Source organism: Gemmatimonadaceae bacterium (assembly GCA_035633115.1).
Taxonomy (GTDB): domain Bacteria; phylum Gemmatimonadota; class Gemmatimonadetes; order Gemmatimonadales; family Gemmatimonadaceae; genus UBA4720.
This window is the reverse complement of sequence record DASQFN010000111.1, coordinates 18,711-43,379: the sequence shown is the minus strand read 5'-3', so window position 1 is coordinate 43,379 and position 24,669 is coordinate 18,711. Positions and strand designations below refer to the sequence as shown.

Here is a 24,669-nt window from a genome sequence, read left to right as displayed (position 1 = left end):
CTGAGGACTCTGCGGGCTCAGGACTAATGGCCATCGTGCTGGGTGAGCCAGTATAATGAAAGATCACGCCCTTTACATCGAGGAGCTACTCATGCGGAGATATGAGCTCGTATCGGGAATTGTTTTCGCGATTATCGCAGTCGCGCAGGCGACGCGCACGTTGCTCGGTTGGCCCGTGGAGGTAGCCGGCGCGAGCGTGCCTGTCTTTGCCTCTGCCGTCGCATTCCTGGTCACCGGTGCACTAGCCGTGTGGGCGTTCCGTTCCGCGCGTGTGCCGCCCGCGATGTAGCTAGGAAGCTGATAGTCTCGACGCGTCAGCGATGTCCTGCGGACGCCCAGTAGCCTTTTTGTTGATGATCAGGTGCCGAAGACTAATTGTCGGAACGTCGAGCTCGTCGATGCGGAACGACACACGCTCGGCCCAGGCATCATCGAATTCCACCCCCTCGATTGAGGTCAACAGGTCGATCCGCTGAGGCGCGACGCCGAACCCTGACAGTATGTCGCGAAAATTCGGATTCAGCATCGAAACCGCGGCGGAAAGCCCAGGCATCGAGGGTCAGCCGCCACATGAGACCGACCCGCTCCGCCGGCGGCATCCGGCGGAGCTCGTCGTCGTCGTCCCCCTCGCGAATGCGGCGGACTCGAGGTGCTTTCAGTGGGTCGGCCACGGTCGCAATATACGCTAACCGATGGTCCGAACCGGAGGGTCGAAGCCCGCAATCGGGCCCGTACGTCACTTTCACCCGGCGCTACGTCACGGTACGTATGTGGCCGCTTACCAACGACGGGTAGACTCCGCGCAGATGATCGAACGCTGATCAGATACCTGTTCCCGGAGTCACAATGCTCGCCCAATTCGCTCTCGCAGTGCTCGCCGTAGCCGGCCCTCGCGCAGAGATCGCCAAGGATGCCGCATCCGACATCGAGATTCGCGTGGACTCCGTGAAGCACGAGATCTCAGTGACCGTCGGGCCGATGAGTATTCCTGTCCTTGCGAACTACGAGCATCACGGTGCAGAGACTTACGTGAACTTCCGCTGGCCGGTCTCCGGTTGGGTGAAAGGCTACCGCATCGATGTCGTTGATTCCGCTGGCGCCCTCATGCCACGGGAGCTGCTGCACCATGCGGGAATGGCAAATCTCGATCGGCGGCAGCTCGCGTATCCGCTCGCCGAGCGACTCTTTGCCGCCGGGAGGGAGACGACGCCTGTGATGCTGCCCGGGTCGATGGGTCTTCCACTCGATGCGGATCAGAAGATGTCGTTCTACTACATGTTGATGAACGAGACCGGCAAAGTCGTCCATGGCGCTCGGCTCCGTGTCACGCTGACGTGGATTCCCGCGGAAACGAAGGGTGTGAAGAACATTCTTCCGCTTCTGCTCAACGCGAACGGCGCCGGATACGGGCCGAATTTCGACATGCCCTCAGGAGTGTCGAGCACTACGGCCGAGTTCACGCTGGCTGAGGGCGGGCGTGTTCGCACGATGGGCGGACACATGCACGACTACGCCAGGGAGATCAGGCTCGAGGATGTTGCGACGGGCAAGGTGCTCGTGCGTCTCGAGGCGAAGCGCGCGCGCGGCGGGCAGGTCGAGGGCATGGAGCGCACGAATTTCCTCACGCGCCGGCACGGGCTGCGCCTGTCGGCGAATCGTCGTTATCGCGTTGTGGCGGTGTACGACAATCCGACCGGCAAGGCGATCTCAGGCGCGATGGGGTTGATGGTTGGTGCTTTTACGCCCGACAACCTCGAACGTTGGCCTGCGATCGACTCAGCGGATCCGGCTTTCCAGAGGGACCTGGCGAGCCTGGATGAGAATCGGCCGGCGCCGGTGCACGTGCACCGTCATTAGGCGCCGTCACCACGCCTCGATCCGGAGGGAGGCTCAGGCCGAGGTGGTGCGACGACCGCCATAGTTCGCGGCCGACCGGCTCTGGCCGCTATTCGCCCCGCGTTCTAAGTTGAATCCCGATGGCCGACCAGCTCCGCGACCAGCTCCAGTCAACCCTTGGTAATTCCTACCAGATCGAGCGCGAGCTCGGCGGCGGCGGCATGTCGCGCGTTTTCGTCGCCACTGAAACCGCGTTTGGAAGACGGGTGGTGATCAAACTGCTTCCGCCCGAGCTCACCGAGGGAATGAGCGTCGAGCGATTCAAGCGTGAGATTGCGCTCGCGGCCCGCCTCCAGCACCCGCACATCGTCCCCGTTCATGCCGCGGGCGAGACCGGCGGTCTTCCTTATTTCACGATGCCTTTCGTGGACGGCGACTCGCTGCGTGCGCGACTGCTGAAGGGAGGGCCGCTCGGCGTAACGGAGGCGATCGGCGTCATGCGCGACGTTGCGAAGGCCCTCGCCTACGCGCACGATCAAGGCGTCGTGCATCGCGACATCAAGCCGGACAACGTGCTGCTCACCGGCGGGTCGGCGGTGGTCACTGATTTCGGTGTCGCCAAAGCGCTCTCCGCGTCGAAGACGTCCGCACCCGGTGGCACGCTGACTCAGGTCGGCACGTCGCTCGGAACTCCCGCTTACATGGCCCCGGAGCAGGCGGCGGCGGATCCGGATTCCGACCACCGCGCCGACATCTACGCCTTCGGTGTGATGGCGTACGAGATGCTCGCCGGCCATCCGCCGTTTCATGGCCGCACGCCGCAACAACTGTTCGCCGCGCTGATGTTCGAGCGCCCCGAGCCAATCGAGTCTTCGAGGCCCGATCTCCCGCCGCTGCTTGCGCAGGTGGTGATGAAATGCCTGGAGAAGGAGCCTGATCAGCGCCCGCAGTCTGCGACGGACCTGGTGAGAGTTCTCGACACCGTGACCAGCGGAGGCGGCCACCCCGCCATGCCGGCGATCCTTCTCGGAGGCCGGCGCCGCCTCACCACCATGCTCGGTCTGTACGCGGCAGCGTTCGTCGCGGTTGCGATACTCACCAGGGCGGCGATCATCACCATCGGCCTGCCCGACTGGGTCTTTCCCGGTGCGCTGATAGTCATGGCTCTCGGGCTGCCGGTGATTCTCTTCACTGCGTTCGTCCATCACGGCACCTATCGCGCGATGACACAGTCGGCATTGACCCCCGGCGGGTCGACGGCCGCGCATTCGACGATGACGAAGCTCGCGGTGAAGGCGAGTCCCTGGGTGACCTGGCGCAGAACCACTCTTGGCGGCGCCTTCGCTTTGGCGGGCTTTGCCGTACTCGTCGCCGGTTTCATGGTGATGCGTGCGATGGGAATAGGTCCCATCGGCTCGCTCCTCGCGGCGGGCAAGCTTTCGGAGCGGGACAAGTTGCTCGTCACGGACTTCCGAGGTGGCGGCGCCGATTCTTCGCTCAGCGCCATCGTTACGGAAGCCATCCGGACCGACCTTGGACAGTCGTCGGTGGTGTCCGTCGTATCGCCGAGCAGCATTGCCGATGCGCTCGGGCGGATGCGCCGCGATCGCAATTCACGAGTCGACCTCGCGCTCGCGCGTGAAATTGCTGCTCGCGAGGGCATCAAGGGAATTGTGGACGGCAGCGTGACCCCGCTCGCCGGCGGTTACGTCGTCACCGTGCGGTTGCTGGAGGCCGCCACCGGCGATGACCTCGCGTCTTTCCGGGAAACCATCGACGGTCCGAAGGATCTCCTCCCTACACTCGACAAGCTTTCGGGCCAGCTGCGCGGGAAGATCGGCGAGTCGCTCAAGACAGTGCGCGCAAACCCGCCGCTAGAACAGGTGACGACTTCCTCCCTGGAGGCGCTCCGCAAATACGCCGCGGGCATGCGCGCGTTCGACGTCGAAGCCGACCTGCCCAGAGCGGTCGAGCTGTTTCGTGAAGCGGTCGCCATCGATACCACCTTTGCCGCCGCCTACCGGAAGCTCGGCGCTGCCCTCGGCAATATGGGAATGCCGAGGGCAAGCGTCGATTCGGCCTATCGCCGCGCGTACGATTACCGCGACCGGCTCACCGACGTCGAGCGCTACCTGACCATTGGAAGCTATTTCACGTCCGGCAAACAACGCGACCGCAAGCGCAGTGCGGATGCATACGAAGCGGTGCTCGAGATCGATTCGCTTAACTACGTCGCCATCAACAATCTCGGAAATGTTCTCGTTACCAGGCGGGAATTCGCCCGAGCTGAGGCGCTGTACTGGCGGGCGATCGTGGCAGGCACCGCCCGTGCGACCATCTATACAAATCTGCTCGACGCTCAGCTGATGCAGAGGAAGTTCGCCGCGGCAGAATCCACGCTCGCGCTGGGGCGCAGTCGCTTTCCGGCGAATGCCGGCTTCAGGTTCCAGGACATCAACATGCTCATGGCGCGGAAGCAGCTCGATTCTCTGGAGAAGCGCGCCGCTGAGCTGCGGGCGAGCGACCCCTCGCCCGGATTCCGGGCTGGAGCCACCTGGTATCTGCGCGGCGTTGCGCTCATGCGCGGCCGGATCAATGAAGCATCGCGATTGACGGACGAAGCCAACGCCATGGACGCGGCACGCGGCGCCCCCGCCAGGCCTCACGAACGGGCGATGGATAGCGCCTGGATGGACATCTGGCACCGGGAGCAGCCGGCACGGGGGGCGCAGACAATCGATGTCGTTCTTGCCAGAGTGCCTTTCCGCACTTTGCCTCTCGTGGATCGCGAATACCTCAATGTGGCCGCTTCGTATGCGCTGGCGGGTCGTCCGGACCGGGCCCGCGCCCTGATCGCCGAGCGGAACGCTGAGGTCAGGGATACGGCTCTCCTGCGCCAGCAGATATCAAATAGCCACTTCGTGTTGGGCGAGATTGCGCTTGCCGAGAAGCGGCCGCTGGACGCTTTGGCGGAGTTCAGGCTGGGCGACCGCCTCCCGGATGGTCCCGTGAACGCGTGCATTCGCTGCTTTCTGGCAGACATTGCACGAGCGCATGACGCGGCCGGCGCGCGCGATTCGGCGATAGCGACGATGGAGCGCTATCTGGCGCTTCCATCCACTGAGTTCTGGCCTGACCAGAACTACCTGGCCTATTTCCATCGCCGACTCGGCGAGCTTTACGAAGCTAGAGGCGATCCGGGCAAGGCGATTCTGAACTACGAGAGGTTTGTCAGTCTTTGGAAGAACGCGGATCCTGAGCTTCAGCCGAAGGTAGCGCAGGCGCGCCAGCGTCTGTCCGTCTTGAGAAAAAGCGGGCGCTGAGCGGTCACCGCCCGATTCAGGAAAGGAGTCCTCACCGCCAGATTTAGGAGAGGAGTTCCCCGGCCTCACGCGCGGGGTGCGCGAACTGCTACCCTCCGCTACCGCGACCGCTCATTCGCCGTCGGAAACGGAGGCGTCGGATGAGGACCGATCTTCGCGACCGTGTACTCGCTGGCCCAGAAGTCAGGCGGTCCCTCGCTGTCCGCGACCTTGTTGCTCACAGGCTTGAGGCCGTTCTTGAGGTACGCGGCAATCGCCCACAGCTGATCGTCAGTCATGTGACGCCATGAAGGCCACGGCATGGGCACGGCGAGATACTTCGGAACAGCCGGGAAGTTGCCCTGACCCGGTGTGGTCGAAGTGATCTCCACGTCCGGTGTCTCTCCGGGACGGAGACCGAATCGAAGCGAGTTGAAGATCTGCCTCTCGCTGAAGCGGCCGAGCCCGGTCGTGTTGTGAGGGGTGAGATTCCGGGGCCGCGTCTTGAACGGGCCAATCTTGAACTCGTCGGTCGTGTCTTTCATTCCTGCGAGGTAACCCTTCGCCAGCGGATTGGGTCCGCCGCCATGACAGCCGGCGCAGTCCTTCGTAATTACCAGCGCTCGTCCCAGCATCACCTTCGCCTGATCTCCCTGTCCGGCCGCCTCGTTCGCCGTCGGGTACGGCGCTGCCGGGTAAGGACCGATCTTGTCGGCAGTGTTCACGCTCGCCCACAAATCGGGAGGCGCCTGGCTGTCCTCCACCTTGTTGGTCACCGGCTTGAGGCCGTGCTTGAGGTAGGCGACGATCGCCCGCAGGTCGTCATCGGGCATGTGCCGCCACGCAATCCATGGCATGGTTGGAGCGAGGTAGTTCGGCTTCGCCGGATGATTTCCCTGCCCCGGCGTGGTGGAAGTGATCTCGACGTCCGGTGTCGCGCTCGGCCGCAGACCGAAACGCAGGGCGTTGAAGATCTGGCGGTCGCTGTAACGGCCGATGCCGGTGGCGCTGTCGGGCGTGAGGTTGCGCGGCCGGGTCATGAACGCGCCGACCGGGAAGTCCTGCTGCGGGCTCGTCCAGCCAGTGAGCCAGCCCGTCGCCGCCAGACTTCCATTGCCCGGGCCGTGACAGAATCCGCAGGCGTTCGACGCGACGATTGCCCGGCCCCGCAGCACCTGGTCCCGTTGCGTCTGGCTCGAAGCCATTGTCGTCGTCGTGGCCGGCGCCGATCCACTGGTCTGGCCCATACACGCCATGAGGGAAACTGCCAACATTGACGATCCGCACACGCGCCACGAACTGCTCAGCAATCGCATCATGTCGTCTCCTCTTCCATTTGACTTGGAGATTCTCGCCACAGATGACTCCTCTGCTATTGTGCGAAAAAAGAGAAGGAATCGCAAGCATCCGAAGAAGTTTCCAGTTCTCACTACCTGAAACGGTCGTGTCGGATGTCGCGGGCCAGGTTGAGAGCATGGAGCGCACGAATTTTCTCACGCGAGCGCCGATGCACGCGCACCATTGAGCAGAGGTCGCGTCGGCGCTACCCCCGCCGGCGCGCGCTGAACATCAATACTCCGCCGAGAACTACCGCAACGACGCCGACTACGGGAGGGATGAATCCCTTTCTCTCTGTCGTAATACCCAGCGGTCCGACCTGCACGGAGTGACGGTCCTTCGTGTAGCTGACTCCGCGAAGCGCCAGGATCGCCGCGCCACCGAGTATCAGGAGTAAGCCGACAATGCTGAGCGGGCGCATTGGTCAGGTCCTGCGCGGCGACGCCGCGCGTTGAGGGTGATATGCATCCTGCTTCGATCCTCTTGCCAATACTGGCAAGAGCATCGGCAGGTTTCCATCATGTCGCCGTCGCGGGTTTCGATTCGTGGTAATATCGAAACAGATACCAGGCTGCAGCGGCGCCCAGAACATGCCACACTGCGTGGCCCTGCATCCAGCTCTCCGGCCGGCACAGGGTCCGTGTGAAATCGAGAGTCCAGATCACGAACGCGAGCCCCATGATCGAAGCCGCCACCGACAAATGCCGGGTGGCGGCGCGTGGCCCACTCCTGCGGCGGATGAGAATCTCGACGAAAAGAACGGCGACAACCAGCACCCCAAAGATTGGTCGCCGGTAAACGGGCACCCAGTAGAGCAGCATTGCCAGCACAGCGTTCGCCGCGATAAACACCGCGACAAACAAAGCGCCCGAGAGTGCGCGCAGCTGGCTTATACTATATAGAAGGGCGAACGTCGCGATGAGGTACATGCCGAACACATCGACGAATTGCCCGCGAAAGCTGAGAGTTGCGTGGAAGTACGCGCTGCCGAGTCCGACAACAACCAACGTGAAGGCATACAGAAGCGGGTACGTCGCTCTGCCAGCGGATGGCGTGCGCGCCCATCGCAGCAACACCAGCACTGCTACTACAACGAAGGCGAGCGACGACCATGCGTTCGCCGGCTGCTTGATGCCATCGCTCCTGATCGCCTCGCAGAAGCACGAGTCGGGCATGCAGCTGGCGGCGCGGATCTCGGAGGTCAAGGAAATCTATTTCGGCGCGGCCGGCTTCAGAATCTCGAAATCGGCGTCCGCGAAGTGGCGGTCGAACGTAAGCGCCCGCGTAATTCGCTCGCGCCGCATCACCTCGAAGCTCACGGCGTCGGCGAGCGAGAGAGACTTATCGGCAAACCGCCGAATCCAGCGCGAGATAGCGCCCTCGATCAGCTCTGTGTCGAGTGGCACCACGAGGTGGGAGCCGGTTTCGAATACCGTTTCGAGAAAAAGCGTCCCCGCGCCCGGGCCGCGCCAGCGTAGGATCAGTGTGTGCATCTCCGCCGCAACGAGTGGCGTGGTCACGAGCAGCTGGCCTCGGCGCACCGCATCGGCATATGTGTCTCGTGCCGTCTGGTGCCCCTGCTCTCGCGGCGAAAGCGCCGCGAACCAGCCGGCGGTATCGAGAAACAGCGCACCCGCCATTTATTTGCGCCCGCGCTTTCCTCTCGGCGCGACGTAGGCCTCCGCGAGATAGCGATCGTGATTGACGGCCACGTCCCCTGGCATGCTCGCGGGCCAGTCAGCCGCGTTCATCTCCTCGAGGAGCTGCATTGCCGGGCTCCGCTCGCCGAGGATCTCGCCCGCCATGCGGCGAAGCCCTCGCCGGAGCACTTCCGCACCGGACAGACCCGCGGCGGCGGCAACCTCGCGCAGGAGCTTTCGATCGCTGGACGTGAGATACACCTGCACCGGCTCGCGCACCTTCGTCTTGCTGTCGTCGCTGGACACGGCCACTTGATTAATGTAGGGTGTACATTAATTAAATGTACGCCCTACTGTCCAGTCGGCGCCTCTAGGTCAACGGCGAAAAACACTGGTGCGAGGCGAAAAGGAGCCGAGGTTGCGAGGACGCAGGTGAGGTTTCAGGGATTATTGCTCGTACCTCACCTGCCACCGTCTCAGCGCTTGCCGATCGTTGGTGCGCGCGACAATTCGTCGAGCCTCTTCACCACAGCCTGAACGATCGGATCGAGATAGTACTGCGGATACGCCGGCATCACCTTGGCGGATATCGCGCGCATCCCGTAGGTCGAGCCGCTTCTCAGGTCCCGGACGGTGACGTTGATGGTGACCGTCTCTCCAGTGCCGGCGAAGCCAAATGTGACCATGGCGTCGGGCTGAAGAATTCCTGTCGCCTCGTCGCGCGACGAAGTACGGCCGAGAACGCCCCGCACTTCATCCTGGTCTACCAGGGCGAATGCTTCCTTGCCGCCGAGTGCACTGCGCAGCGCGTCCACCAGGGCGCGAGAGAATGAGTTGAATTCCGGTTGGTCTGTGCTCACGCGGGCATCGGCTATCGCGAGCCTTTGTTTCCCCGGCACGCGGGCTACCGGCGTGACAGGCGCCGCGGCAGGCGCTGCGACGGGGGCAGCAGCTGCAACAGCTGCAGCGGCCGCCACTTTTACGGCCGCGATGGAATCAGTCGCTCGGCGCTGCGCGACCTGCCTCAGGGAGTCCGTGTTGATTGTGGTCTTACCAGCACCCTTCGGTGCTGCCGCCGCCGCCTGAGCGAGGGCTTTTTTCACCGCTTCGGCGATCGCGAGAGAATCGACGCGGGTAAAGACCGGCGGAGCGGCAGGCGCGTTCGCAGCGACTCCTGATGCGGCAGTCCCGGGCGCCCCCACGCCGGCCGCCCCAGCGCCGGACGTCGCCGCCGTCTGTCCGGCAGCAAGGGCCGACTTCTGTCCATCGGCGGACGCCGCCTCGGACTTCTTCGCGTTGCGCGAGAAGAGCATCGCGCCCGCACCCGTCGCCGCGAGGAGCAGCACGGCGAGTGCGCCAATCAGCAATCCGCGGCGACTCTTTTCGGGCGGCCTCTCTTCACCTTCGCCTTCGACGAAGAACGGCACCGGGACCGGGACGGGGGCAGTGCGCCCCTTCGCCCGCTCCTTTTCCTCTCTCGTGCGAACCTTCTGCGTTTTCGCACGGACCTTGTGCTCGTCCGTTGGAACCTTGTGCTCTCTCGTTCTGATTTCGCCGGACATTGTCGCAATGCCGTCGAGCAGGTGCATCAGGGCCTCTGCTGTCGGCGGTCGGTCGTTCGGGTCTTTCTCGAGGCAGGACATGATGACCGACGAAAGCTTCTTCGGAACATCGCTTCGGATCTCATTCAGCGGCTTCGGATTCAGGGTCAGGAGAGCTGCCATCTGTGCCATGGGTGTCGCCGCCCAGAACGGCGATTTCCCCGCAAGAAGCTCGTATGCAAGCAATCCGACCGCGTAAATGTCGATGCGATGATCAGCCGTCGGATCGCCCGCGAGTTGTTCAGGCGCCATGTACGCCGGAGTGCCGATCGCCATTCCCGTGGAGGTCATTGGCGACGACGACATGGCGGCATTAAGAGCTTTGGCTACTCCGAAGTCGGTGACCAGCGAATGAGCGCCCGACCGAAGAATATTGGCCGGCTTGATGTCACGGTGAACGACGCCCCGCGCATGCGCATACGAAAGGGCATCGGTCACATCGTAGAGAACCCTGATCACCTCTTTGACCCCCAGCGGCCCTTTCTGCTCGACAGCGGACTTGAGGGACTCTCCTTCGATGAACGGCATCGTGTAGTAAACGAGGTTACCGTCTTCGCCGGCCGAGAGGAGCGTGACGATGTGGGGATGCTGAAGCTGTGCGGCGACCTGAATCTCGCGGCGGAATCGCGCGCGGTTGACGCTTTCGATGAGCTCGGGTGAGAGGAGCTTGATGACGATCTTTCGGCCGAGCAGCCGGTCGGTCGCCACGAACACTCGGCTCATTCCTCCGCCGCCGAGCTCGCGCTCGATGTCGTAGGCGTGGGAAAGAGAGGACTTCAGCTGTTCTTCGAACGGCTTTTCGGGCGTTTCTGGTGTTTCGGTCATTTCCTTGGGGGGAGTGGTCCGGCGGACAAAATACGCCCCGGTACATGGTTGAGACAGGAGATTTTTCTGCCGCCACTGAAGCGCGTGAATAAGAGGGTGGTTGGTCGCGGCTTCCGGACGCCGGATTGGGCCAGAAACGGCCTTGGAGACGGGGGAACGGACCTCCCTGCCCACCCGCGCGCGCTGGATGCGATATGGGTGGGCCAGACCTTATTCGGGGTGGTGGGCCGCGTGTGAGTTTGGCGGCGTGATGCCCGAGGTTCGCGTGCTTCCAGGCGTTCCCCGACGGCGATACTCGGGCGGCAGCTCCCACGGATAGTACGGGGAGGGATCCTTCGCGGGGACGGCGTACTGTCGCCTCAGAGCATCGAGCTTGCGTTTCATCTGCGTGACGACCGGCGCGTATTTATTGTCGCCATAGAGGTTGCGCAGCTCCTCCGGATCGCGGGCGAGGTCGAACAGCTCCCATTCGCCTATCTCATAGTAGTGAATGAGCTTGTGCTGTTTCGTGCGCACGCCGTACTGGCGACGCACCGCGTGCCAGCCGGGATACTCGAAGTACTGGTAGTAGATCGCGTCGCGCCAGTTCTTTGGAGCTCTGCCCTTGAGAAGAGGGACGATGCTGGTGCCCTGCATCGATGCCGGCACTTTTGCGCCCGCGATTTCGAGAAACGTCTCGGCCAGGTCGAGATTCATCACGAGATCCGTGTTGCTCGACGCGGGCTTCACGACGCCCGGCCAGCGGACGATCAGCGGTGTGCGCAGCGATTCCTCATACATCCATCGCTTGTCGAACCAGCCGTGGTCGCCGAGGAAGAAGCCCTGGTCAGAGGTGTAGACGACGACAGTGTTCTTTGAGAGACCGGCGGCATCGAGTGCGTCGAGGACTTTGCCGACCTGTTCGTCGAGTGCGGAGACGACGCGCATGTAGTCGGCGATGAAGCGCTGGTATTTCCATTTGGTGAGCGCGTCGCCGGTAAGATTCGCGCTACGGAGAGCGGCGTTTTCTTTCGCGTAAGCTCCTTTGTAGGTCGCGAGCTGCTCGGGTGTGAGATTCGTCGGATCGGCGAGCTTGAGATCGCGTGGGACGAGATCGAGGCCGATCTTCATCTCCGGATCTTTCGCCGGCGACGCGCGTCCGCCCGCCGAATCCCAGAACGTTGGCGGCTCAGCGAACAGTGTATCGCGGTAGAGCGCGAGCTGATTCGGTCCCGGATCCCACCACCGGTGCGGGGCGTTGAAGGTGAGCATCAGGAGGAAGGGGCGATCCTTTGCGCGGCCGTTGCGCAGCCAGTCCAGTGCGAGGCCGGTGGCTATGTCGAGAGTGTATCCCATGTAGCGAGTGCTGTCGCTCGCGGATTTGTAGAGAACGGGATTGTAGTACGGTCCCTGACCGCTAAGGATTTCGTATCGGTCGAACCCAACAGGCTGCGTCTTGAGGTGCCATTTACCGAAGAGTGCGGTCTGATATCCCGCCGCCTGCATCAGCCGCGGGAAGGTCACGGTGGTGGGATGGAGCGACTCGGTGTTGGTCATCACACCGTTCAGGTGTCCGTACTGGCCGGTGAGCACGGTCGCGCGCGCCGGCCCGCAGATGGAATTCGTGACGAAGGAATTGACGAACAGCATCCCGGAGCGGGCGAGGCGGTCGAGATTCGGTGTCCGAGAAAGGTGGGCCCCGTACCTCAGGTATTTCTGGTAGGCCGAGATCGCATGCGCAGCGTGGTCGTCGGACATGAGGAAGACGACGTTTGGGCGTGTCTGCCCATTCGCAGCGCTCGAGCCTCCGAAAATGCAAATTGCTGTTACGATCAGCGCCGGAGCGAGGTGCCGAAGTGTGCGCACCCATCGAATGTGCAGCGCCCGTGATGGCGGCGCCATCGGCCCGGACGCGTGATTTGACGCCATGCCACTCCGCGCGATGTGAACGAGACATGCTTCGCCTGCATCGACGGTTGCGCTCCAGGAATCGCTTAGGCAAGTTCGATGTATGGCATCACGCGCACTCCCAGTTGACAAACTGACCGCCGAAGAGCGGATCGAACTCATGGGTCGGCTGTGGGACAGTTTGGATCCCGCGAAGGCAGCACCGATAACCGCCGCGCTCGCGGCCGAACTCGATCGCCGCGAGACCGAGGCAGACTCCGATCCTGGGGCCGGGGATTCGTGGTCAGAGATTAAGAAGGGTCTCGCGAAAAAACCTCGGTAAGTGCGCCGGCTTCGCGTTCGGAAGCTCGCGCGAAGCGAGATTGAAGCCGCCTACGCCTGGTACCTGCAGCATTCGCCTGATGCGGCACAACGCTTTCTCGACGCCGCTGATGAAGCGATCTCGCTGATTTCTAACGCACCGGAACAGTATCCGCTCGTTCATGGGCGTCTTCGGCGCGCTCTACTCCGGCATTTTCCATATGCCGTTTACTACAAAGTATTTCCGACCGTAATCAGCATCGTTGGTGTTATTCACGGCCATCGTCATCCGAAGACATGGCTCACGCGTGTTAAGTGCTAAGGCATTCAGGCGGGAGCCGACCTACGACGCATTGTAGTAGACGGGACCATCTTGTCGGCAATTAGCCGCGCCGGCGCGCGCTGAACACCAAAACGCCGCCGACTATGATGGCGGCGAGACCAACAACCGGCGGGATGAAGCCTTTTCGTTCAGCCGTGATTCCGAGCGGACCGACTTGAACGGATTGACGCTCCTTCGTGTAGCTGACGCCGCGGAGCGCGAGCACCGCCGCGCCGGCGAGGATGAGGAGGATGCCGACGATGCCTAGTGGCCGCATGGTGACCTAACGTTACTTCTTCTTGCGCTGTCGCGAAATCTTCTCCTCGTACTGCGCCTTTCCGCGGCGTGCGTTGTAGGCTCGCTGATAGAGGTACTTCTCGTCAGCGCTTGAAACGTCCCGCGCCCTGTACTTGTCTGCCATTGCGGACAGATCTGCAGCTTGCTCGGCGACGACTGCACCCAGCTCCGGCGACGCCATGCAGGCGACGTTCATCTCCATCAGCAAGTCAGCCGCGCCATCGAAATCTCCTCGGCGTCCACGCTCCCTCGCCTCTTCACGTGCTTTCGCTGCATCGAGCAACAGTTGCGTTCGCTCGATCTCGGGCTCAGGAGCTCCTTCGCCGTCGAGACTCGCGGAAACGGGAACACTGATCTCCTGCCGCTCCACTCCGCCGCCGGTAGTGAGTACATCGGCGGTTGCCTTGATCCGTGCAATCTCTCTCGTGCCCTGATCCTGAAGTCCATCGACGAAGAACTCGATCAGGAGCGACTTGGGCTCACGCGCGTAGAGGTCGCCGAGTGCGACGGTGATTCCGTCGGCAGCGCCGTGCGACGGGTAGTTGTTGTGAATGTTGACGAGTTCCACCGATTGCTCGGGCGCGATCTTCACCTCGATGTTCTGCGCGGCGAGGCTGAGCAGTCCTTCGATCTCTTCCTCGAAGACACCGGGGGCCTGATCTGGGTTCTCGATGTAGTAACTGTGCCCACCACCTGCTTCCGCCATTCCGCGAAGGAGGTCCTCGTCATAGTCCTCGCCGAAACCGATCGTGGAAGTGGTGATTCCGTTCTCGAGACCATTCGTGCAGAGGCCGACGAGTTGAGGGGGCTGGACGAGGCCGACGTTTGCCAGTCCATCGGTCATGAGAAGGACGCGATTTATTGCTTTGCCACCGTTCCGGGCCACGAGCTCGCGGCCGCGAAGCCAGCCACCGCTGAGATTGGTTGAGCCGCCCGACTCGATGTTTTCGATCTCACCGGGAAGGTCGCGTTGCGCGTCCCCAGTCTGCGGCTCGGCGACCGTGGTCACAACGTCGTCGTACGCCACGACGCTGACCACATCCTCCGGCCGAAGACGGCGGACGAGATCGGCCGCCGCCCGGCGGGCGTAACTGAGCTTGTGGCCACTCATTGAGCCGGAACGGTCGAGAACCAGCGAGAGGTTCAGCGGAATGCGCTCGGTTGGCGCGGTCGAATCGCCCTCGAACTTGAGGAGCGCGCGGACGATGTAGCCGACGCGGCCGGCTGCGAGGTGGTAATCGAGAACTACCGAGGTTTTCATCAGGTCTCCATCGTGGGTATGGAGACAATGATATGAGGGGGGTCTGACAATCAATCCAATCAGGCCGTCAGGAATTCATCGGGCTTGAGGACGGGAATGTGCGGCAAGGGCGTTACGCCACTTGGATCGTCTGCGTCCCCACGAATTCTCCGTCGAGCTCCGGGTCTCCGTCCTCAAGCAACATCTCGATTACTTCTCGCAAATTGCCTTGGAGCTCTTCCGGAGTCGCCCCTTGACTGTGTGCGCCCGGAAATCCCGGTACGTAACCAACGTAGATACCGGACTCCGGGTCTCGCTCCACAACCGCCGTAAACGTGCGCATTTGCATGGCTCGTGTTGGAACTCCGCAATATAAGGAAATACGCAAGCGTGTATGGCAAAACTGGGCTCGCGTTAACGAATCATTGTTGTCGACAAACGAGGGCCCTGGAGGCTCGGCCTAGAGGGGCAAAACGCGGTTGAATCATTGTTCCGGCGACGCTTCGGTGTTATGTATTATACGCCAGTGGCGTAGTAGTCCACTGTGCGATTCATCGAAATGCCAGTGTTCACTCGTACGGTGCAGCGGCATCTAACCGATGACGCCTACCGGGCACTACAGCTGGCACTCGTGCTGAGGCCGGAGCAGGGAGCCATGATTCGGGGTGCCGCCGGCGTTCGTAAAATGCGATGGGCTTCGAGCGGCAGAGGACAGAGAGGCGGCCTCCGAGTGATCTATTACTGGGCGAGACGGGAAGAAACGTTCTACATGCTCTACGCATACAGCAAGAATCAACAGGGAGACCTCAGTGCGAATGAGATTCGAACTTTGGCACGTCTGGTCCGTGAGGAATTGAAGTGAAACCTGCGGCGTTCGAAGAGCTGCTCGCGAGTGTGCGCCAGATGGGGGCAATCCGGCGCGGAACACTCAAGCCAGCGCGCGTGACGAAGTTCAAGCCGGCTGACGTCAAAGCCCTCCGCTCCCGGCTCGGTCAGTCTCAAACCGAGTTCGCCCTGATGATAGGCGTAAGCGTAGCGACGCTTCGTAACTGGGAGCAGGGGCGTCGCAGGCCTGAAGGTCCGGCGCTGGCTCTCCTGCGAGTGGCTACCACGAATCCGCGACTGGTGGCGAGGGCCCTGCATGCACCGCCGAAGAAAGGGGCAGCGTAGCGGGAGCTATTTCCCCTCAAGAGAACCCAGCCGCCTCACGATCTCCTCCCGCAACGACTGCGGTTCGAGCACTTCCGCCTCCGGCCCGTATTGCAGAACGTGCCGCACTCCCCACTCCGCATCGGCGAGCGGATGCTCGATGGTGAGCGACCCGTCGGGCGACAGCTCCCTTCCCTCACGCTCGGCGATCCACCGCGCGACGCGGGGCGAGTAGCGCACAGTCATCCCGCCCGACGGCGTGTCCGTTTGCAACGCGCGCCCCTCGCGCAGGGTTTCGCGAATCGAGAAGCTGGCCGGGATCTCATAGCGATCGGCAAGCAGCGTCGCGTCCTCGATGCGGTCCGCGCGAAACACGCGCAGACCTTCGCTCGCCTCGCAGTAGGCGACGACGTACCACATCCCGCTCGCCGCCACCATTCCATAGGGACGAATGACGCGACCCTTCGCCTCCGTGGCGGCCGAGCTCCGGTAGCTGATGCGCACCTTGCGACGATTCTTGAGCGCGCGCCGCACCTCGTCCAGGAATGGTAGCCCGTCACTCGGCACCAACTCGGCCATCCGCATCTCGTGGACGCCCTCTTCTATAGGTAGGTGAGCGATCAGCTTGCGAAGCCGTTGGCGCGCGGAGTCGATCACCGGCCTGTCGTCGGGTGGACGCTCCTGCTCGAGAACCGTAAGCCCCAGCTCCAGCGCCTTGAGCTCCGGGATCGTGAGACCCATCGGACGAAGAAACTGATCCGACCTCGCCGAGATTGTCGTAGCGGTGATGAAGATTTCCATGCCTTCGACGAATCCGCCCGGCAGACCGTAGCGCTCGCCAATCGCTCGCAGGTCGGAGAGAAGAGTGTCGCGCTCAATGCCGAGACTGAGCGCGACGGCCGAGATGTCGTGCTCCTCACCGTCGGCGATTTCCGGAATGATCCGGAGGATGCGACTGAGCTGCTCGGCGGCAGACGTTGTCATTTGTCGCCCGCGTAGATGTCGCGCGTCTCGTGCGCCTGGCGCTCGAATTCGTTCACCAGTGCCGCGGGCGCGACCGGAACCGCTTCGCCGCCGAAGGAGAGCAGCCATCGCGCAAAGGCGTCAATTCTGCGAACCGTGAACTTTCTGCGATCGGCCGCACCTTCCACCGCGACGCCGAGCTGCGACGCAGCGCGTGCCGCACCGGTGCGCGCGTTGAAATCAACGAGTGCGTCTTCGGCGTTTCCGTCGCCGAGCTCCCATGCCTGCTTCGATCTTGCGTGCTCCCGGAGGTTGAACTCGTTCGGAATGGCGTAGTCAGCCGACTGTTGCCTCGCGGTGTTCACCGCCGGATTATGGATTCGGTTGAGGCGGAAGTTGCGGAGCTCCGCTTTCTCGGCGTCGCGCCCCGCGAGATACCAGTTTGAGCTGAGGAAGAAGAGACCGTACGGCTCGACGCTTCGCCGAGCGACGGAGTTCGTTCCCATCGCGTGGTAGTCGAAGGAGATCGTTTTGCGGCGGGTGAGTGCGTCGTTGATTGTCTCGAATACCGAGCGACTGATCGGAAGCATCGCGGGCTCTGGTGCGCGCGTGAGTAATTCGTCCGCCATCGTGATCGAGCGCTCGACGGCCATGTAGGCGACCATTGGCTCCTCGCGCGGACCTTTCTCCAGAGGGATTGGAAGATCGAACGCGAGTTTGCGGATGGCCGAGTCCGCGAAGGCGGTCAGCTCGGGATCGCCGAGTGCGCGCACACGCTCTGCGGCTTCGCGAATTGCTTCGAGTTCTTCGGGGAGGAAGGCGAATGATGGGAGTGAGCGGTATCCTTCGCGGCGAATGCGTCTCGGTTCAGATTTCGCGCGGCCTTCTCGCGTGGAAAGCACGAGGTAGGGGAGGTAGAAGCCTCTCTTGTCGAGGCGGTAGCCGGTCGATTCGCCTTCATCGAAGGGGATGGTTTCGATTGCAATGCCGAGTGCGCGGAGCTCGTCCTTGTCACGCTCGAACATCCGCATTCGGGCGGAGTCGGCTTGCTTCTCGTTCGCGTAAGCAGGGACGTCTTTCGCTAGCTGCTCGAATGTGGCGGCGTAGTGGCGGCGCAGGAGAGAGGCGAGGAGGTCAGTCCAGCGTTGTAGCTTGGGTGCGGAGGGCATCGGGAAGAAATCTTACTGCCGACTCTGACAGAGGACCACATCTGCAGTTGGCCTAAGGAATCCGTACATCAACTTCGATTTATGGCATCGCGCGCCCTCCCAATTGATGAACTGACCGCTGAAGAGCGAATCGAACTCGCCGGTGAGGTTTGCAGTTTGGAGCGCTGCGTTTTCCTTCGCGTACGCCTCTTTGTAAATCGTCAGCTGGTCATGTGTAAGGTTCGTCGGATCGGCGAGCTTGAGATCGCGCGGGACGAGATCGAGTCCGATCTTCATTTCCGGATCTTTAGCCGGCGACGCGCGTCCGCCCGCCGAATCCCAGAACGTCGGCGGCTCGGCGAACAGCGTATCGCGGTAGAGTGCGAGCTGATTCGGCCCCGGATCCCACCACCGGTGCGGCGCGTTGAAGGTGAGCATCAGGAGGAAGGGGCGATCCTTTGCGCGGCCGTTGCGCAGCCAGTCCAGCGCGTGACCAGTGGCGATGTCGAGCGTGTATCCCATGTAGCGAGTGCTGTCGCTCGCGGATTTTGTAGAGAACGGGATTGTAGTAAGGCCCCTGCCCTTCGAGGATTTCGTATCGGTCGAACCCAACGGGCTGCGTCTTGAGGTGCCATTTGCCGAAGAGCGCGGTCTGGTATCCCGCCGCCTGCATCAACCGCGGAAAGGTGACGGTGGTGGGATGCAGCGATTCGGTGTTGGTCACCACACCGTTCAGATGTCCGTACTGGCCGGTGAGCACGGTCGCGCGCGCCGGCCCGCAGATGGAATTCGTGACGAAGGAGTTGACGAACAGCATCCCGGCGCGTGCGAGGCGGTCGAGGTTCGGTGTGCGCGGAAGGTGCGCGCCGTATTTCAGGTAGGCCGAGATCGCATGCGCGGAGTGGTCGTCGGACATGAGGAAAACGACATTCGGCCGCGTTTGCGCTCCTGCGGCGTGGAAAACACCGAACAGCACGCTTACCACTACGACACCACCGCTGCTCCGTGGTATCAATAGCACGCGAACCGCCTTCCTGAAGTAGCGGAGCGCGTCAGGACGCGAATTCTAATTCGGCTCGCGAGTGACAGCTCGCAACAGGCCAATCTCATTGAGCGTCGCTTTCAGCGACTGTAGGTGGTCCAAGGCTCGGATAGCGATCGGCAGCTCGAGGTAGCCGACTGCTTGACGGAAACCTTCGTCCAGAGACGCAATTTCACGACGAAAGATTTCGAGTTCTGCGCTCGTGGTCACTAGCACAACTTTCTGAATGGACGGGTCGCGTCTAACACGCTGCAGGTTCAAAATCGCTGAGTCTCTGCTCCCCTTGTTATGCACTTCGAACGCGTAGCCAATCGTTCCCAGATTCGCCACGCGCGTTCTCCAAAGCACGTCGATTCTGCATCCGGCGGTAATGGGAACCTCCTTCTGGACTTCAAAGCCGAGTCCGTCACCGAGTTCAATCAATAGGTCTATCGTCTCGCTATGATCGAGCTGCTCTGGGCGAGGTTCGTCTTTGGCGACTGGTGCTCGTGTTTCGGCCTCGCGAGAGAGGAAATAGAGAAGTAGATCCAGCTCGAAAAGGTCGGTGCAGCTTGGAATCGTAGCCGCCACGTTGGCACGTACAGCACGCATGAGGTGACACGCTTGCTCGTATTGCGTGCCGTTCGCCTGACGTTTCGGTATGACACCCTCAGGAACGCCCAATGCTATGAGTCCCTGTCGGCTGCGCGCGTTCCATATCGGATATTGAGAATGGTTAAGGTGCGCGAGTATTTCGCTGATGGATGCGGCGCCCATATTCCGCACATTCCCGCGCATGTAGTCAAATCTCTCCGCAATCGTCCCGGGCCCGTATACAAGCTTGCGAAACCCCTCTCGGATCTGGGGCAGGCCAGACTGGAGGATCTGCTCGACGACGTAATCTTTGTTGGTCCAACCGTTGAAGGACCATAAATGATAGACGAGTTCCCGCAACCGTCCTTCATCAAACGTCTGCAAGACATCCCTATTGAAGGACTCGGCGAAAAACTGATCCTTCGCCGCGCGCTGCTCGCGATACGCAACGCCCTCCGTTGCAAGAAACCGTTCAAACGCAGGAGCGAGCCTACGAAGGGAGACTGAGTCTACGTTCGTCTGTGTGTCCGGAGTTGGATTCACTGTATTGCTCGCTAGTAACGGAGGATGTGAAAAGTGCGCCGCAATCTGGCCGGGTCAATGCCCGCACGTAATTGCTGGCACGTTCGCGGACGGAGGAGCGTTGAAGGTGAGCATCAGGAGGAGGGATGATCTTTTGCGCGGCCGTTGCGTAGCCAGTCGAGTGCCAGACCGGTGGCGATGTCGAGCGTGTAGCCCATGTAGCGAGCGCTGTCGCTCGCGGATTTGTAGAGGGTGGGATTGTAGTACGGTCCCTGCCCCGCGAGGATTTCGTACCGGTCGAAGCCGACGGGCTGCGTCTTGAGGTGCCATTTGCCGAAGAGCGCGGTCTGATATCCCCCCGCCTGCATCAGCCGCGGAAAGGTGACGGTGGTGGGATGCAGTGATTCGGTGTTGGTCATCACACCGTTCAGGTGTCCGTACTGGCCGGTGAGCACGGTCGCACGCGCGGGCCCGCAGATGGAATTCGTGACGAAGGAGTTGACGAACAGCATCTCGGAGCGGGCGAGGCGGTCGAGATTCGGCGTGCGCGGAAGCTGCGCGCCATATTTCAAGTATTTCTGGTAGGCCGAGATCGCGTGGTCGTCGGACATGAGAAACACGACGTTCGGAGCAGCTTGTCCGCTCGCTAGGCTCGACCCGGTCAGCTGCGCGACTAAAACCAAAACTCGACCTACATGCGCCTTAGTGGAGCTCATTGGCGATGCGTCGACGAGAGTTGATCTGAGGTTCCGCACACTCCCTTGAGCGGCGTCCAACTTTGTTGGTCGTGCGTCAGAGAATTGGAAGCATGCGATAATGTATTCAGATGCGTCTCAGGATTATCGAAGTCCGGCGATTGCTCGCAAACCACCTCTCGCTGGGGCCTCGGAAATGGCCCGAACTTGAGCTGCGATCTCCCGTTGCCCGCCGTCAACCTCATCGTATAAGCGCAGGTTCTTTGCCCATGTCTCGGTATGCCACTGCCGCTCTCGACTTTGCTGAGCGCGGAGCGCTGTAATTGCCTCGGCGATGCTCTTGATGCTACTGGCGAAATTGTCACTGAGGACGTACTCGAACATCTGTTGAGCCTTCGCCTGGCGGCCGACAGTCGTTAAACGCAAAGATCCAATCTCGATGACCGCGGAGCGGATCACCTCAGCGAGTCTGACGATGAGACGAAGTTCGATCACAGGAACGCCGCGTTCGACCACGAACCACTTTTCTCGGCGTGGAAAACAGCGGGACGCAATCACAACCCACTGAGTCTGGTACTCGGTACGGTACCCGCGAGCCTTCGTCAGCCATTCGTTCTGCCAGCTAGAAGTATTTTTGCATTCGTAGACGATTCGACCAACCTCACCCCCGTCCACGATCACCTTCTGAAGGATATCTGCGCCGCGAACGCCTCGGCCAATGCGTTGAATGTCGTCGTGAGGAAATGCTCGTTTAAGCGCGGCGAGAGCGTCGGCTTCCGTCATGTCGCCCATTTGCTCGCTTGTTTGACGCTCCAACTTCAGGGATAGCTCATCGACCTTCGTCTTGAGCCGAGCTGTATCCGCGGCATGCTGAGCGCGTTCCTTGGCGCCGCGCTCCTTCACAAGGTCGAGTTCTCTCTGAGACCGCTTCGCGGTCTCTGCCGCTGCCTGCTTCGCCGCCTTCTTGGCCGCGCGTTCAGCGGCACTGTCTGCCGCCTCAAGCTTGCGTTGCAATGATGCGAGTTGAGCATTAGATGAGACATTGGCTTCGCGCACTGCTTTCTCAACAGCGCGTTGGGACGCAATCTTCGCAGCCTCCAGTTTTCGCTCAGCTACAGCAAGCTTGCGACGGGAAGATGCTTCGGCCTCTGCGAGCGCGCGCTTGCGGATCGTTGCCGCGTGCGCTGACAGCTTTATACGGAACCCGCGCTCCAGTTCGCGTCGTAGACTGGCTGCTGCCTCTTCCGCCGCTGCGGAAGCCAGCTTGTCCAGCCGCCGATGCATCTCAGCCTCGCTTACTCCGGCTGGTAACGGCTGACCGCAGACTACGCAACGCTCGCTCATCTTTAACTCCTTTGGATTTAGGAATACCATGTGAGTACCCATCGGCGTAACTCCAACGGCACAACAATGTGTCAGGTCAAATTCGGGAGCCCTGAAGCTGTTCGAGTGGCGAACGCGCGGCAAACCGAGTGCGCGCCTAAAGCACGTTAACGCGTTACATGGCAGCAGCTTGCAGCATAAGCTTCACATCCTCCACTGTATACGGATCCGGGCGTGAGCGGTGGATAATCCCGTGACAGTTTGCACACACCGGCAGGAGGTCGAGAAGAGGATCAACTGTGTATGATTCTCTGACGGCACCAAGGGGAACTAAGTGGTGCACGTGGATAAATTCCTTGCCCGCTTCTCCGTAGTACCGTTCGAAATTGAAACCGCAACACTTGCAGTCGTAACCGTAGTGCTTTAGGCATGCTCCGCGTGCTTTTGCATTGCGTTCATACGCGTTGACGCTAATCTCGCGCACCGCGCCTTCCACGAAGCCGCCGGGCATAACCTCCTCGGCAATCGTAAGGTCATTATTTCCGCCGCCAGACAGAGGGTACCGGGGAGGCTTTAGCCCTGCCAAAATCAGGGCTGAGAGGATTGCAGGTAAAACCCCATACCCGCCGCCGGCATGGCGATAATGCCTGCAGTTTAAGAGCACCATTCCTGCGGCGTTGAAGCGCTGCGACTTAGAAAAAAACCCGGGTAGCGTTCCGGCATCGGGATAATCCCCACTCAGCCCCGGCTCAGCATTAGCTCCCTCTTTTCCATCATACCAAGCGAAGTGACTTCGGACGAATTCTCTGTATAGATCGTTGAGAGTGTCTCGGTACTCGGTGGGCGCCTGAGCAATAGCAGCGCGCAGCGTGCCTTCATTAGTTCGATGTGACTCGATCGGGGGCATTTCAACGCCATCGAACGCCTCGACTTTCTCGATTTCAAGCTCCCCAACGAGGTAAGTGACCGGAATTGTTATCATCGAGAAGTCCCGAAAAAGTTGACCGGCGTTCGGAATTTTGGTTTCACCCTCAAGTACGGCGCATTGGGGTCTTGACGGTGTATTCCTGGTGCGCCTTCAGCGTTCGGCAGTAAGTCCGATTTCAGTTTTCGCTGGGCGAAATCTTCTCCCCCGCAGATCGTCTTTCCGCGGCGCGCGTTGTACGCCCGCGTATATAGATACTTTTCGTCGCTCCCGATACATGTCGGCCCCTATACTTCTCGGCCATTCGGACAGATCGGCCGCCTGCTCGGCAACGACTGCGCCGAGGTCCGTCGCAGCCATCACGCCAGCTGAATATCGTCTAGAACGTCTGCAGCACCATTGAAACCTCCACGGCGTCCAGCGTTCCATCGCCTGATCGCGGGCTTTAGCGGCGTCGAGCAACAGTCGCGTTCGCTTGATCTCGGGCTCTAGAGGTCCCGCCCATCGGGACTCGTCGAAACGCGCACAAACTTGCGAGGAACCGTATTCATCCGGTTATGTCGCTATCAACACGACTAGAAGGGTTAGGAGCGCCCGTAAATTGCGTAGCAGATGCGCTGTCGATTGTGATCGATACACAGTCGGATTCGAACAGTTTCTGGCGATCGCCAACTGCCAGACGCTGGAGGCAGTAGAGCTGCCAAAACTCCTCCCAGTCAACGTTACGCGGTTCAAGATATTCGACCTTTAATCCAACATCGGGATCCTGTGCGTCCTGCCAGGAGATCATCTGTCCATGTGATTGCCATCGCGTCGTGTCCAACAAGCTTGAGGCAGCCTTCGACCAGTTTCCCTTCCCCTCTTTATGCATTCCCCGCTTCAGCAGATCTTCTGCAAGAGTTCTCGCACGTTTCATTACTCCTTCAAAAAGGCGCACAGTCGCCGGATCAAGTTTGCTCAGCATTATCCGAGATGCCTGATTGGTTGGATCCTGTTTCAAAACTTCGCAATGTCTCTCGTACGCCGTGAGATAGCTGTGAACGGAGTGTTGAATCCGATTCCCGTTCCCGTCCGAAAGAATGATTTGAGGATCAATCGGCCCCAGCTCAGAAGGATCGCTCATCACAATGATGTCAGCTCCAAGCGCCATCAATGTTCCAGCACTTTTCGCATAGTCAGGGACGACCACACGTAGGATTGCATTTCCGACTCGATTCCTAACCATCGTAATTAGCTTTTCGGCGGCATCCATATCCCCGCCCCCGGTGTGAATCAGAAGATCCAGGTCGGCCTCGTTTGCCACATTGTGAAGCAAGTCAACGAAACCGAGTACGTCGTCACGGTCCACTGGAGCCTGGGTTCCCCCGACGTAACAGATCAGCCTGCGCCCTGATCGTTCTTGAATCTGCTTGATAATGCTTTGCCGCAAATACCGAGAAGCGTGAATCGCTTCAAATAGCGGCGTCTTACTCGCAGGAGGCGCAACAATACCTGTTGTGGGGGCAGAGTCCTCACCAGGCGTCAATGCCGGGTTCAAAGCGCGCATTAGATACCATCCCATTCATCGTTTTTGACCCACACCACTCGTCCTTGAGTTAGGTAGTAGTGGCAGCGACGTGCGTCTGTCTCATCATCGACGCTTGGTGACAACGTCAACGGAGCTTCTAGCGCAATGGCCCAGCGAGGTGTCCGTGACGGTAGAAGGTTTAACATCACTCGATGGCCATTTCCACACGGACAA

The 24,669-nt window shown here is 61.0% G+C and carries 26 protein-coding genes; 7 read left to right on the top strand and 19 right to left on the bottom strand.

Annotated features, from left to right (window positions below; genetic code table 11):
• Positions 1–55: 55 nt before the first annotated feature.
• A complete protein-coding gene (locus tag VES88_15085; GenBank protein HYN82811.1) occupies positions 56–289 on the top strand; it encodes a hypothetical protein in 234 nt (77 codons plus the stop codon).
• Here VES88_15085 and VES88_15080 read toward each other — a convergent pair whose 3' ends face one another.
• Positions 290–553 (bottom strand): hypothetical protein, encoded by a 264-nt coding sequence (locus VES88_15080; protein HYN82810.1) that lies wholly within the window; start codon positions 551–553, stop codon positions 290–292. It abuts the gene before it with no gap.
• A 293-nt stretch (positions 554–846) separates the two neighbouring features.
• On the opposite strand from VES88_15080, the gene VES88_15075 reads away from it, so the two are divergent.
• A complete protein-coding gene (locus VES88_15075) occupies positions 847–1,857 on the top strand; it encodes a hypothetical protein (protein ID HYN82809.1) in 1,011 nt (336 codons plus the stop codon).
• Positions 1,858–1,976: 119 nt separating this feature from the next.
• Positions 1,977–5,159 carry a protein kinase gene (locus VES88_15070; GenBank protein ID HYN82808.1) on the top strand — a complete coding sequence of 1,061 codons (3,183 nt, stop codon included), beginning with the start codon at positions 1,977–1,979 and terminating at the stop codon, positions 5,157–5,159.
• Positions 5,160–5,257: 98 nt separating this feature from the next.
• On the opposite strand, the gene VES88_15065 is transcribed toward VES88_15070, so the two are convergent.
• The 7 genes from VES88_15065 to VES88_15035 form a co-directional block, all read right to left on the bottom strand.
• Positions 5,258–6,412 carry a hypothetical protein gene (locus VES88_15065; protein HYN82807.1) on the bottom strand — a complete coding sequence of 385 codons (1,155 nt, stop codon included), beginning with the start codon at positions 6,410–6,412 and terminating at the stop codon, positions 5,258–5,260.
• A 269-nt stretch (positions 6,413–6,681) separates the two neighbouring features.
• Positions 6,682–6,897 (bottom strand): hypothetical protein, encoded by a 216-nt coding sequence (locus VES88_15060; GenBank protein ID HYN82806.1) that lies wholly within the window; start codon positions 6,895–6,897, stop codon positions 6,682–6,684.
• 97 nt (positions 6,898–6,994) lie between these two features.
• Positions 6,995–7,651, bottom strand: a complete 657-nt coding sequence (locus VES88_15055) for a ceramidase domain-containing protein (GenBank protein HYN82805.1) — start codon at positions 7,649–7,651, stop codon at positions 6,995–6,997.
• 36 nt (positions 7,652–7,687) lie between these two features.
• On the bottom strand, positions 7,688–8,116 hold the full coding sequence (locus VES88_15050; protein ID HYN82804.1) for a PIN domain-containing protein: 429 nt from the start codon (positions 8,114–8,116) through the stop codon (positions 7,688–7,690).
• Positions 8,117–8,428 (bottom strand): hypothetical protein, encoded by a 312-nt coding sequence (locus VES88_15045; protein HYN82803.1) that lies wholly within the window; start codon positions 8,426–8,428, stop codon positions 8,117–8,119.
• Positions 8,429–8,592: 164 nt separating this feature from the next.
• Positions 8,593–10,542 carry a serine/threonine-protein kinase gene (locus tag VES88_15040; protein HYN82802.1) on the bottom strand — a complete coding sequence of 650 codons (1,950 nt, stop codon included), beginning with the start codon at positions 10,540–10,542 and terminating at the stop codon, positions 8,593–8,595.
• A 210-nt stretch (positions 10,543–10,752) separates the two neighbouring features.
• Entirely contained in the window at positions 10,753–12,450 is a 1,698-nt protein-coding gene (locus VES88_15035; protein HYN82801.1) for a sulfatase, read from the bottom strand.
• A 301-nt stretch (positions 12,451–12,751) separates the two neighbouring features.
• Between VES88_15035 and VES88_15030 the strand changes: the two genes are divergently transcribed.
• A complete protein-coding gene (locus VES88_15030; protein HYN82800.1) occupies positions 12,752–13,051 on the top strand; it encodes a type II toxin-antitoxin system RelE/ParE family toxin in 300 nt (99 codons plus the stop codon).
• 61 nt (positions 13,052–13,112) lie between these two features.
• Here the strand turns inward: VES88_15030 and VES88_15025 are convergent, their stop codons facing one another.
• From VES88_15025 to VES88_15015, 3 genes are all read right to left on the bottom strand, one after another.
• Complete coding sequence (locus VES88_15025; protein ID HYN82799.1) at positions 13,113–13,328, bottom strand: hypothetical protein; 216 nt, start codon at positions 13,326–13,328, stop codon at positions 13,113–13,115.
• A gap of 12 nt (positions 13,329–13,340) precedes the next feature.
• Positions 13,341–14,609 carry a VWA domain-containing protein gene (locus VES88_15020; GenBank protein HYN82798.1) on the bottom strand — a complete coding sequence of 423 codons (1,269 nt, stop codon included), beginning with the start codon at positions 14,607–14,609 and terminating at the stop codon, positions 13,341–13,343.
• Positions 14,610–14,721: 112 nt separating this feature from the next.
• On the bottom strand, positions 14,722–14,931 hold the full coding sequence (locus VES88_15015) for a type II toxin-antitoxin system HicB family antitoxin (protein HYN82797.1): 210 nt from the start codon (positions 14,929–14,931) through the stop codon (positions 14,722–14,724).
• 216 nt (positions 14,932–15,147) lie between these two features.
• Between VES88_15015 and VES88_15010 the strand changes: the two genes are divergently transcribed.
• Together VES88_15010 and nadS are read left to right on the top strand one after the other, a co-directional pair.
• Positions 15,148–15,450 carry a type II toxin-antitoxin system RelE/ParE family toxin gene (locus VES88_15010; protein HYN82796.1) on the top strand — a complete coding sequence of 101 codons (303 nt, stop codon included), beginning with the start codon at positions 15,148–15,150 and terminating at the stop codon, positions 15,448–15,450.
• Entirely contained in the window at positions 15,447–15,758 is a 312-nt protein-coding gene (gene nadS / locus VES88_15005; protein HYN82795.1) for a NadS family protein, read from the top strand. The genes VES88_15010 and nadS overlap by 4 nt, the downstream gene beginning before the upstream one ends.
• 6 nt (positions 15,759–15,764) lie before the next feature.
• On the opposite strand, the gene VES88_15000 is transcribed toward nadS, so the two are convergent.
• The 3 genes from VES88_15000 to VES88_14990 are packed head-to-tail and all read right to left on the bottom strand — an operon-like array spanning position 15,765 to position 18,370.
• Positions 15,765–16,721 (bottom strand): WYL domain-containing protein, encoded by a 957-nt coding sequence (locus tag VES88_15000; GenBank protein HYN82794.1) that lies wholly within the window; start codon positions 16,719–16,721, stop codon positions 15,765–15,767.
• On the bottom strand, positions 16,718–17,869 hold the full coding sequence (locus tag VES88_14995) for a WYL domain-containing protein (protein HYN82793.1): 1,152 nt from the start codon (positions 17,867–17,869) through the stop codon (positions 16,718–16,720). The genes VES88_15000 and VES88_14995 overlap by 4 nt, the downstream gene beginning before the upstream one ends.
• Before the next feature lie 12 nt (positions 17,870–17,881).
• Positions 17,882–18,370, bottom strand: a complete 489-nt coding sequence (locus VES88_14990; protein HYN82792.1) for a hypothetical protein — start codon at positions 18,368–18,370, stop codon at positions 17,882–17,884.
• A 7-nt stretch (positions 18,371–18,377) separates the two neighbouring features.
• Between VES88_14990 and VES88_14985 the strand changes: the two genes are divergently transcribed.
• A complete protein-coding gene (locus VES88_14985; GenBank protein ID HYN82791.1) occupies positions 18,378–18,866 on the top strand; it encodes a hypothetical protein in 489 nt (162 codons plus the stop codon).
• Between the two features lie 48 nt (positions 18,867–18,914).
• Here the strand turns inward: VES88_14985 and VES88_14980 are convergent, their stop codons facing one another.
• The 5 genes from VES88_14980 to VES88_14960 form a co-directional block, all read right to left on the bottom strand.
• The gene (locus tag VES88_14980; GenBank protein HYN82790.1) at positions 18,915–20,006 is read right to left on the bottom strand and encodes a hypothetical protein; all 1,092 of its coding nucleotides are present in this window, start codon (positions 20,004–20,006) and stop codon (positions 18,915–18,917) included.
• 113 nt (positions 20,007–20,119) lie between these two features.
• Positions 20,120–20,701 (bottom strand): sulfatase-like hydrolase/transferase, encoded by a 582-nt coding sequence (locus VES88_14975; GenBank protein ID HYN82789.1) that lies wholly within the window; start codon positions 20,699–20,701, stop codon positions 20,120–20,122.
• A gap of 123 nt (positions 20,702–20,824) precedes the next feature.
• Entirely contained in the window at positions 20,825–22,024 is a 1,200-nt protein-coding gene (locus VES88_14970; protein HYN82788.1) for a DUF2130 domain-containing protein, read from the bottom strand.
• A 154-nt stretch (positions 22,025–22,178) separates the two neighbouring features.
• Positions 22,179–22,985, bottom strand: coding sequence for a hypothetical protein (locus VES88_14965; protein ID HYN82787.1), 807 nt, complete (start codon positions 22,983–22,985; stop codon positions 22,179–22,181).
• 490 nt (positions 22,986–23,475) lie between these two features.
• Positions 23,476–24,474, bottom strand: coding sequence for a hypothetical protein (locus VES88_14960; GenBank protein HYN82786.1), 999 nt, complete (start codon positions 24,472–24,474; stop codon positions 23,476–23,478).
• Between the last annotated feature and the right edge of the window lie 195 nt (positions 24,475–24,669).

What these genes read in the sequence shown, in the direction of transcription:
- VES88_15085 (HYN82811.1), top strand. Translation starts at nt 56, where the DNA reads ATGAAAGATCACGCCCTTTACATCGAGGAGCTACTCATGCGGAGATAT.
- VES88_15080 (HYN82810.1), bottom strand. Translation starts at nt 553, where the DNA reads ATGCCTGGGCTTTCCGCCGCGGTTTCGATGCTGAATCCGAATTTTCGC.
- VES88_15075 (HYN82809.1), top strand. Translation starts at nt 847, where the DNA reads ATGCTCGCCCAATTCGCTCTCGCAGTGCTCGCCGTAGCCGGCCCTCGC.
- VES88_15070 (HYN82808.1), top strand. Translation starts at nt 1,977, where the DNA reads ATGGCCGACCAGCTCCGCGACCAGCTCCAGTCAACCCTTGGTAATTCC.
- VES88_15065 (HYN82807.1), bottom strand. Translation starts at nt 6,412, where the DNA reads ATGTTGGCAGTTTCCCTCATGGCGTGTATGGGCCAGACCAGTGGATCG.
- VES88_15060 (HYN82806.1), bottom strand. Translation starts at nt 6,897, where the DNA reads ATGCGCCCGCTCAGCATTGTCGGCTTACTCCTGATACTCGGTGGCGCG.
- VES88_15055 (HYN82805.1), bottom strand. Translation starts at nt 7,651, where the DNA reads ATGCCCGACTCGTGCTTCTGCGAGGCGATCAGGAGCGATGGCATCAAG.
- VES88_15050 (HYN82804.1), bottom strand. Translation starts at nt 8,116, where the DNA reads ATGGCGGGTGCGCTGTTTCTCGATACCGCCGGCTGGTTCGCGGCGCTT.
- VES88_15040 (HYN82802.1), bottom strand. Translation starts at nt 10,542, where the DNA reads ATGACCGAAACACCAGAAACGCCCGAAAAGCCGTTCGAAGAACAGCTG.
- VES88_15035 (HYN82801.1), bottom strand. Translation starts at nt 12,450, where the DNA reads ATGGCGTCAAATCACGCGTCCGGGCCGATGGCGCCGCCATCACGGGCG.
- VES88_15025 (HYN82799.1), bottom strand. Translation starts at nt 13,328, where the DNA reads ATGCGGCCACTAGGCATCGTCGGCATCCTCCTCATCCTCGCCGGCGCG.
- VES88_15020 (HYN82798.1), bottom strand. Translation starts at nt 14,609, where the DNA reads ATGAAAACCTCGGTAGTTCTCGATTACCACCTCGCAGCCGGCCGCGTC.
- VES88_15015 (HYN82797.1), bottom strand. Translation starts at nt 14,931, where the DNA reads ATGCGCACGTTTACGGCGGTTGTGGAGCGAGACCCGGAGTCCGGTATC.
- VES88_15010 (HYN82796.1), top strand. Translation starts at nt 15,148, where the DNA reads ATGCCAGTGTTCACTCGTACGGTGCAGCGGCATCTAACCGATGACGCC.
- VES88_15000 (HYN82794.1), bottom strand. Translation starts at nt 16,721, where the DNA reads ATGACAACGTCTGCCGCCGAGCAGCTCAGTCGCATCCTCCGGATCATT.
- VES88_14995 (HYN82793.1), bottom strand. Translation starts at nt 17,869, where the DNA reads ATGCCCTCCGCACCCAAGCTACAACGCTGGACTGACCTCCTCGCCTCT.
- VES88_14990 (HYN82792.1), bottom strand. Translation starts at nt 18,370, where the DNA reads ATGGGATACACGCTCGACATCGCCACTGGTCACGCGCTGGACTGGCTG.
- VES88_14975 (HYN82789.1), bottom strand. Translation starts at nt 20,701, where the DNA reads ATGAGCTCCACTAAGGCGCATGTAGGTCGAGTTTTGGTTTTAGTCGCG.
- VES88_14970 (HYN82788.1), bottom strand. Translation starts at nt 22,024, where the DNA reads ATGAGCGAGCGTTGCGTAGTCTGCGGTCAGCCGTTACCAGCCGGAGTA.
- VES88_14965 (HYN82787.1), bottom strand. Translation starts at nt 22,985, where the DNA reads ATGATAACAATTCCGGTCACTTACCTCGTTGGGGAGCTTGAAATCGAG.
- VES88_14960 (HYN82786.1), bottom strand. Translation starts at nt 24,474, where the DNA reads ATGCGCGCTTTGAACCCGGCATTGACGCCTGGTGAGGACTCTGCCCCC.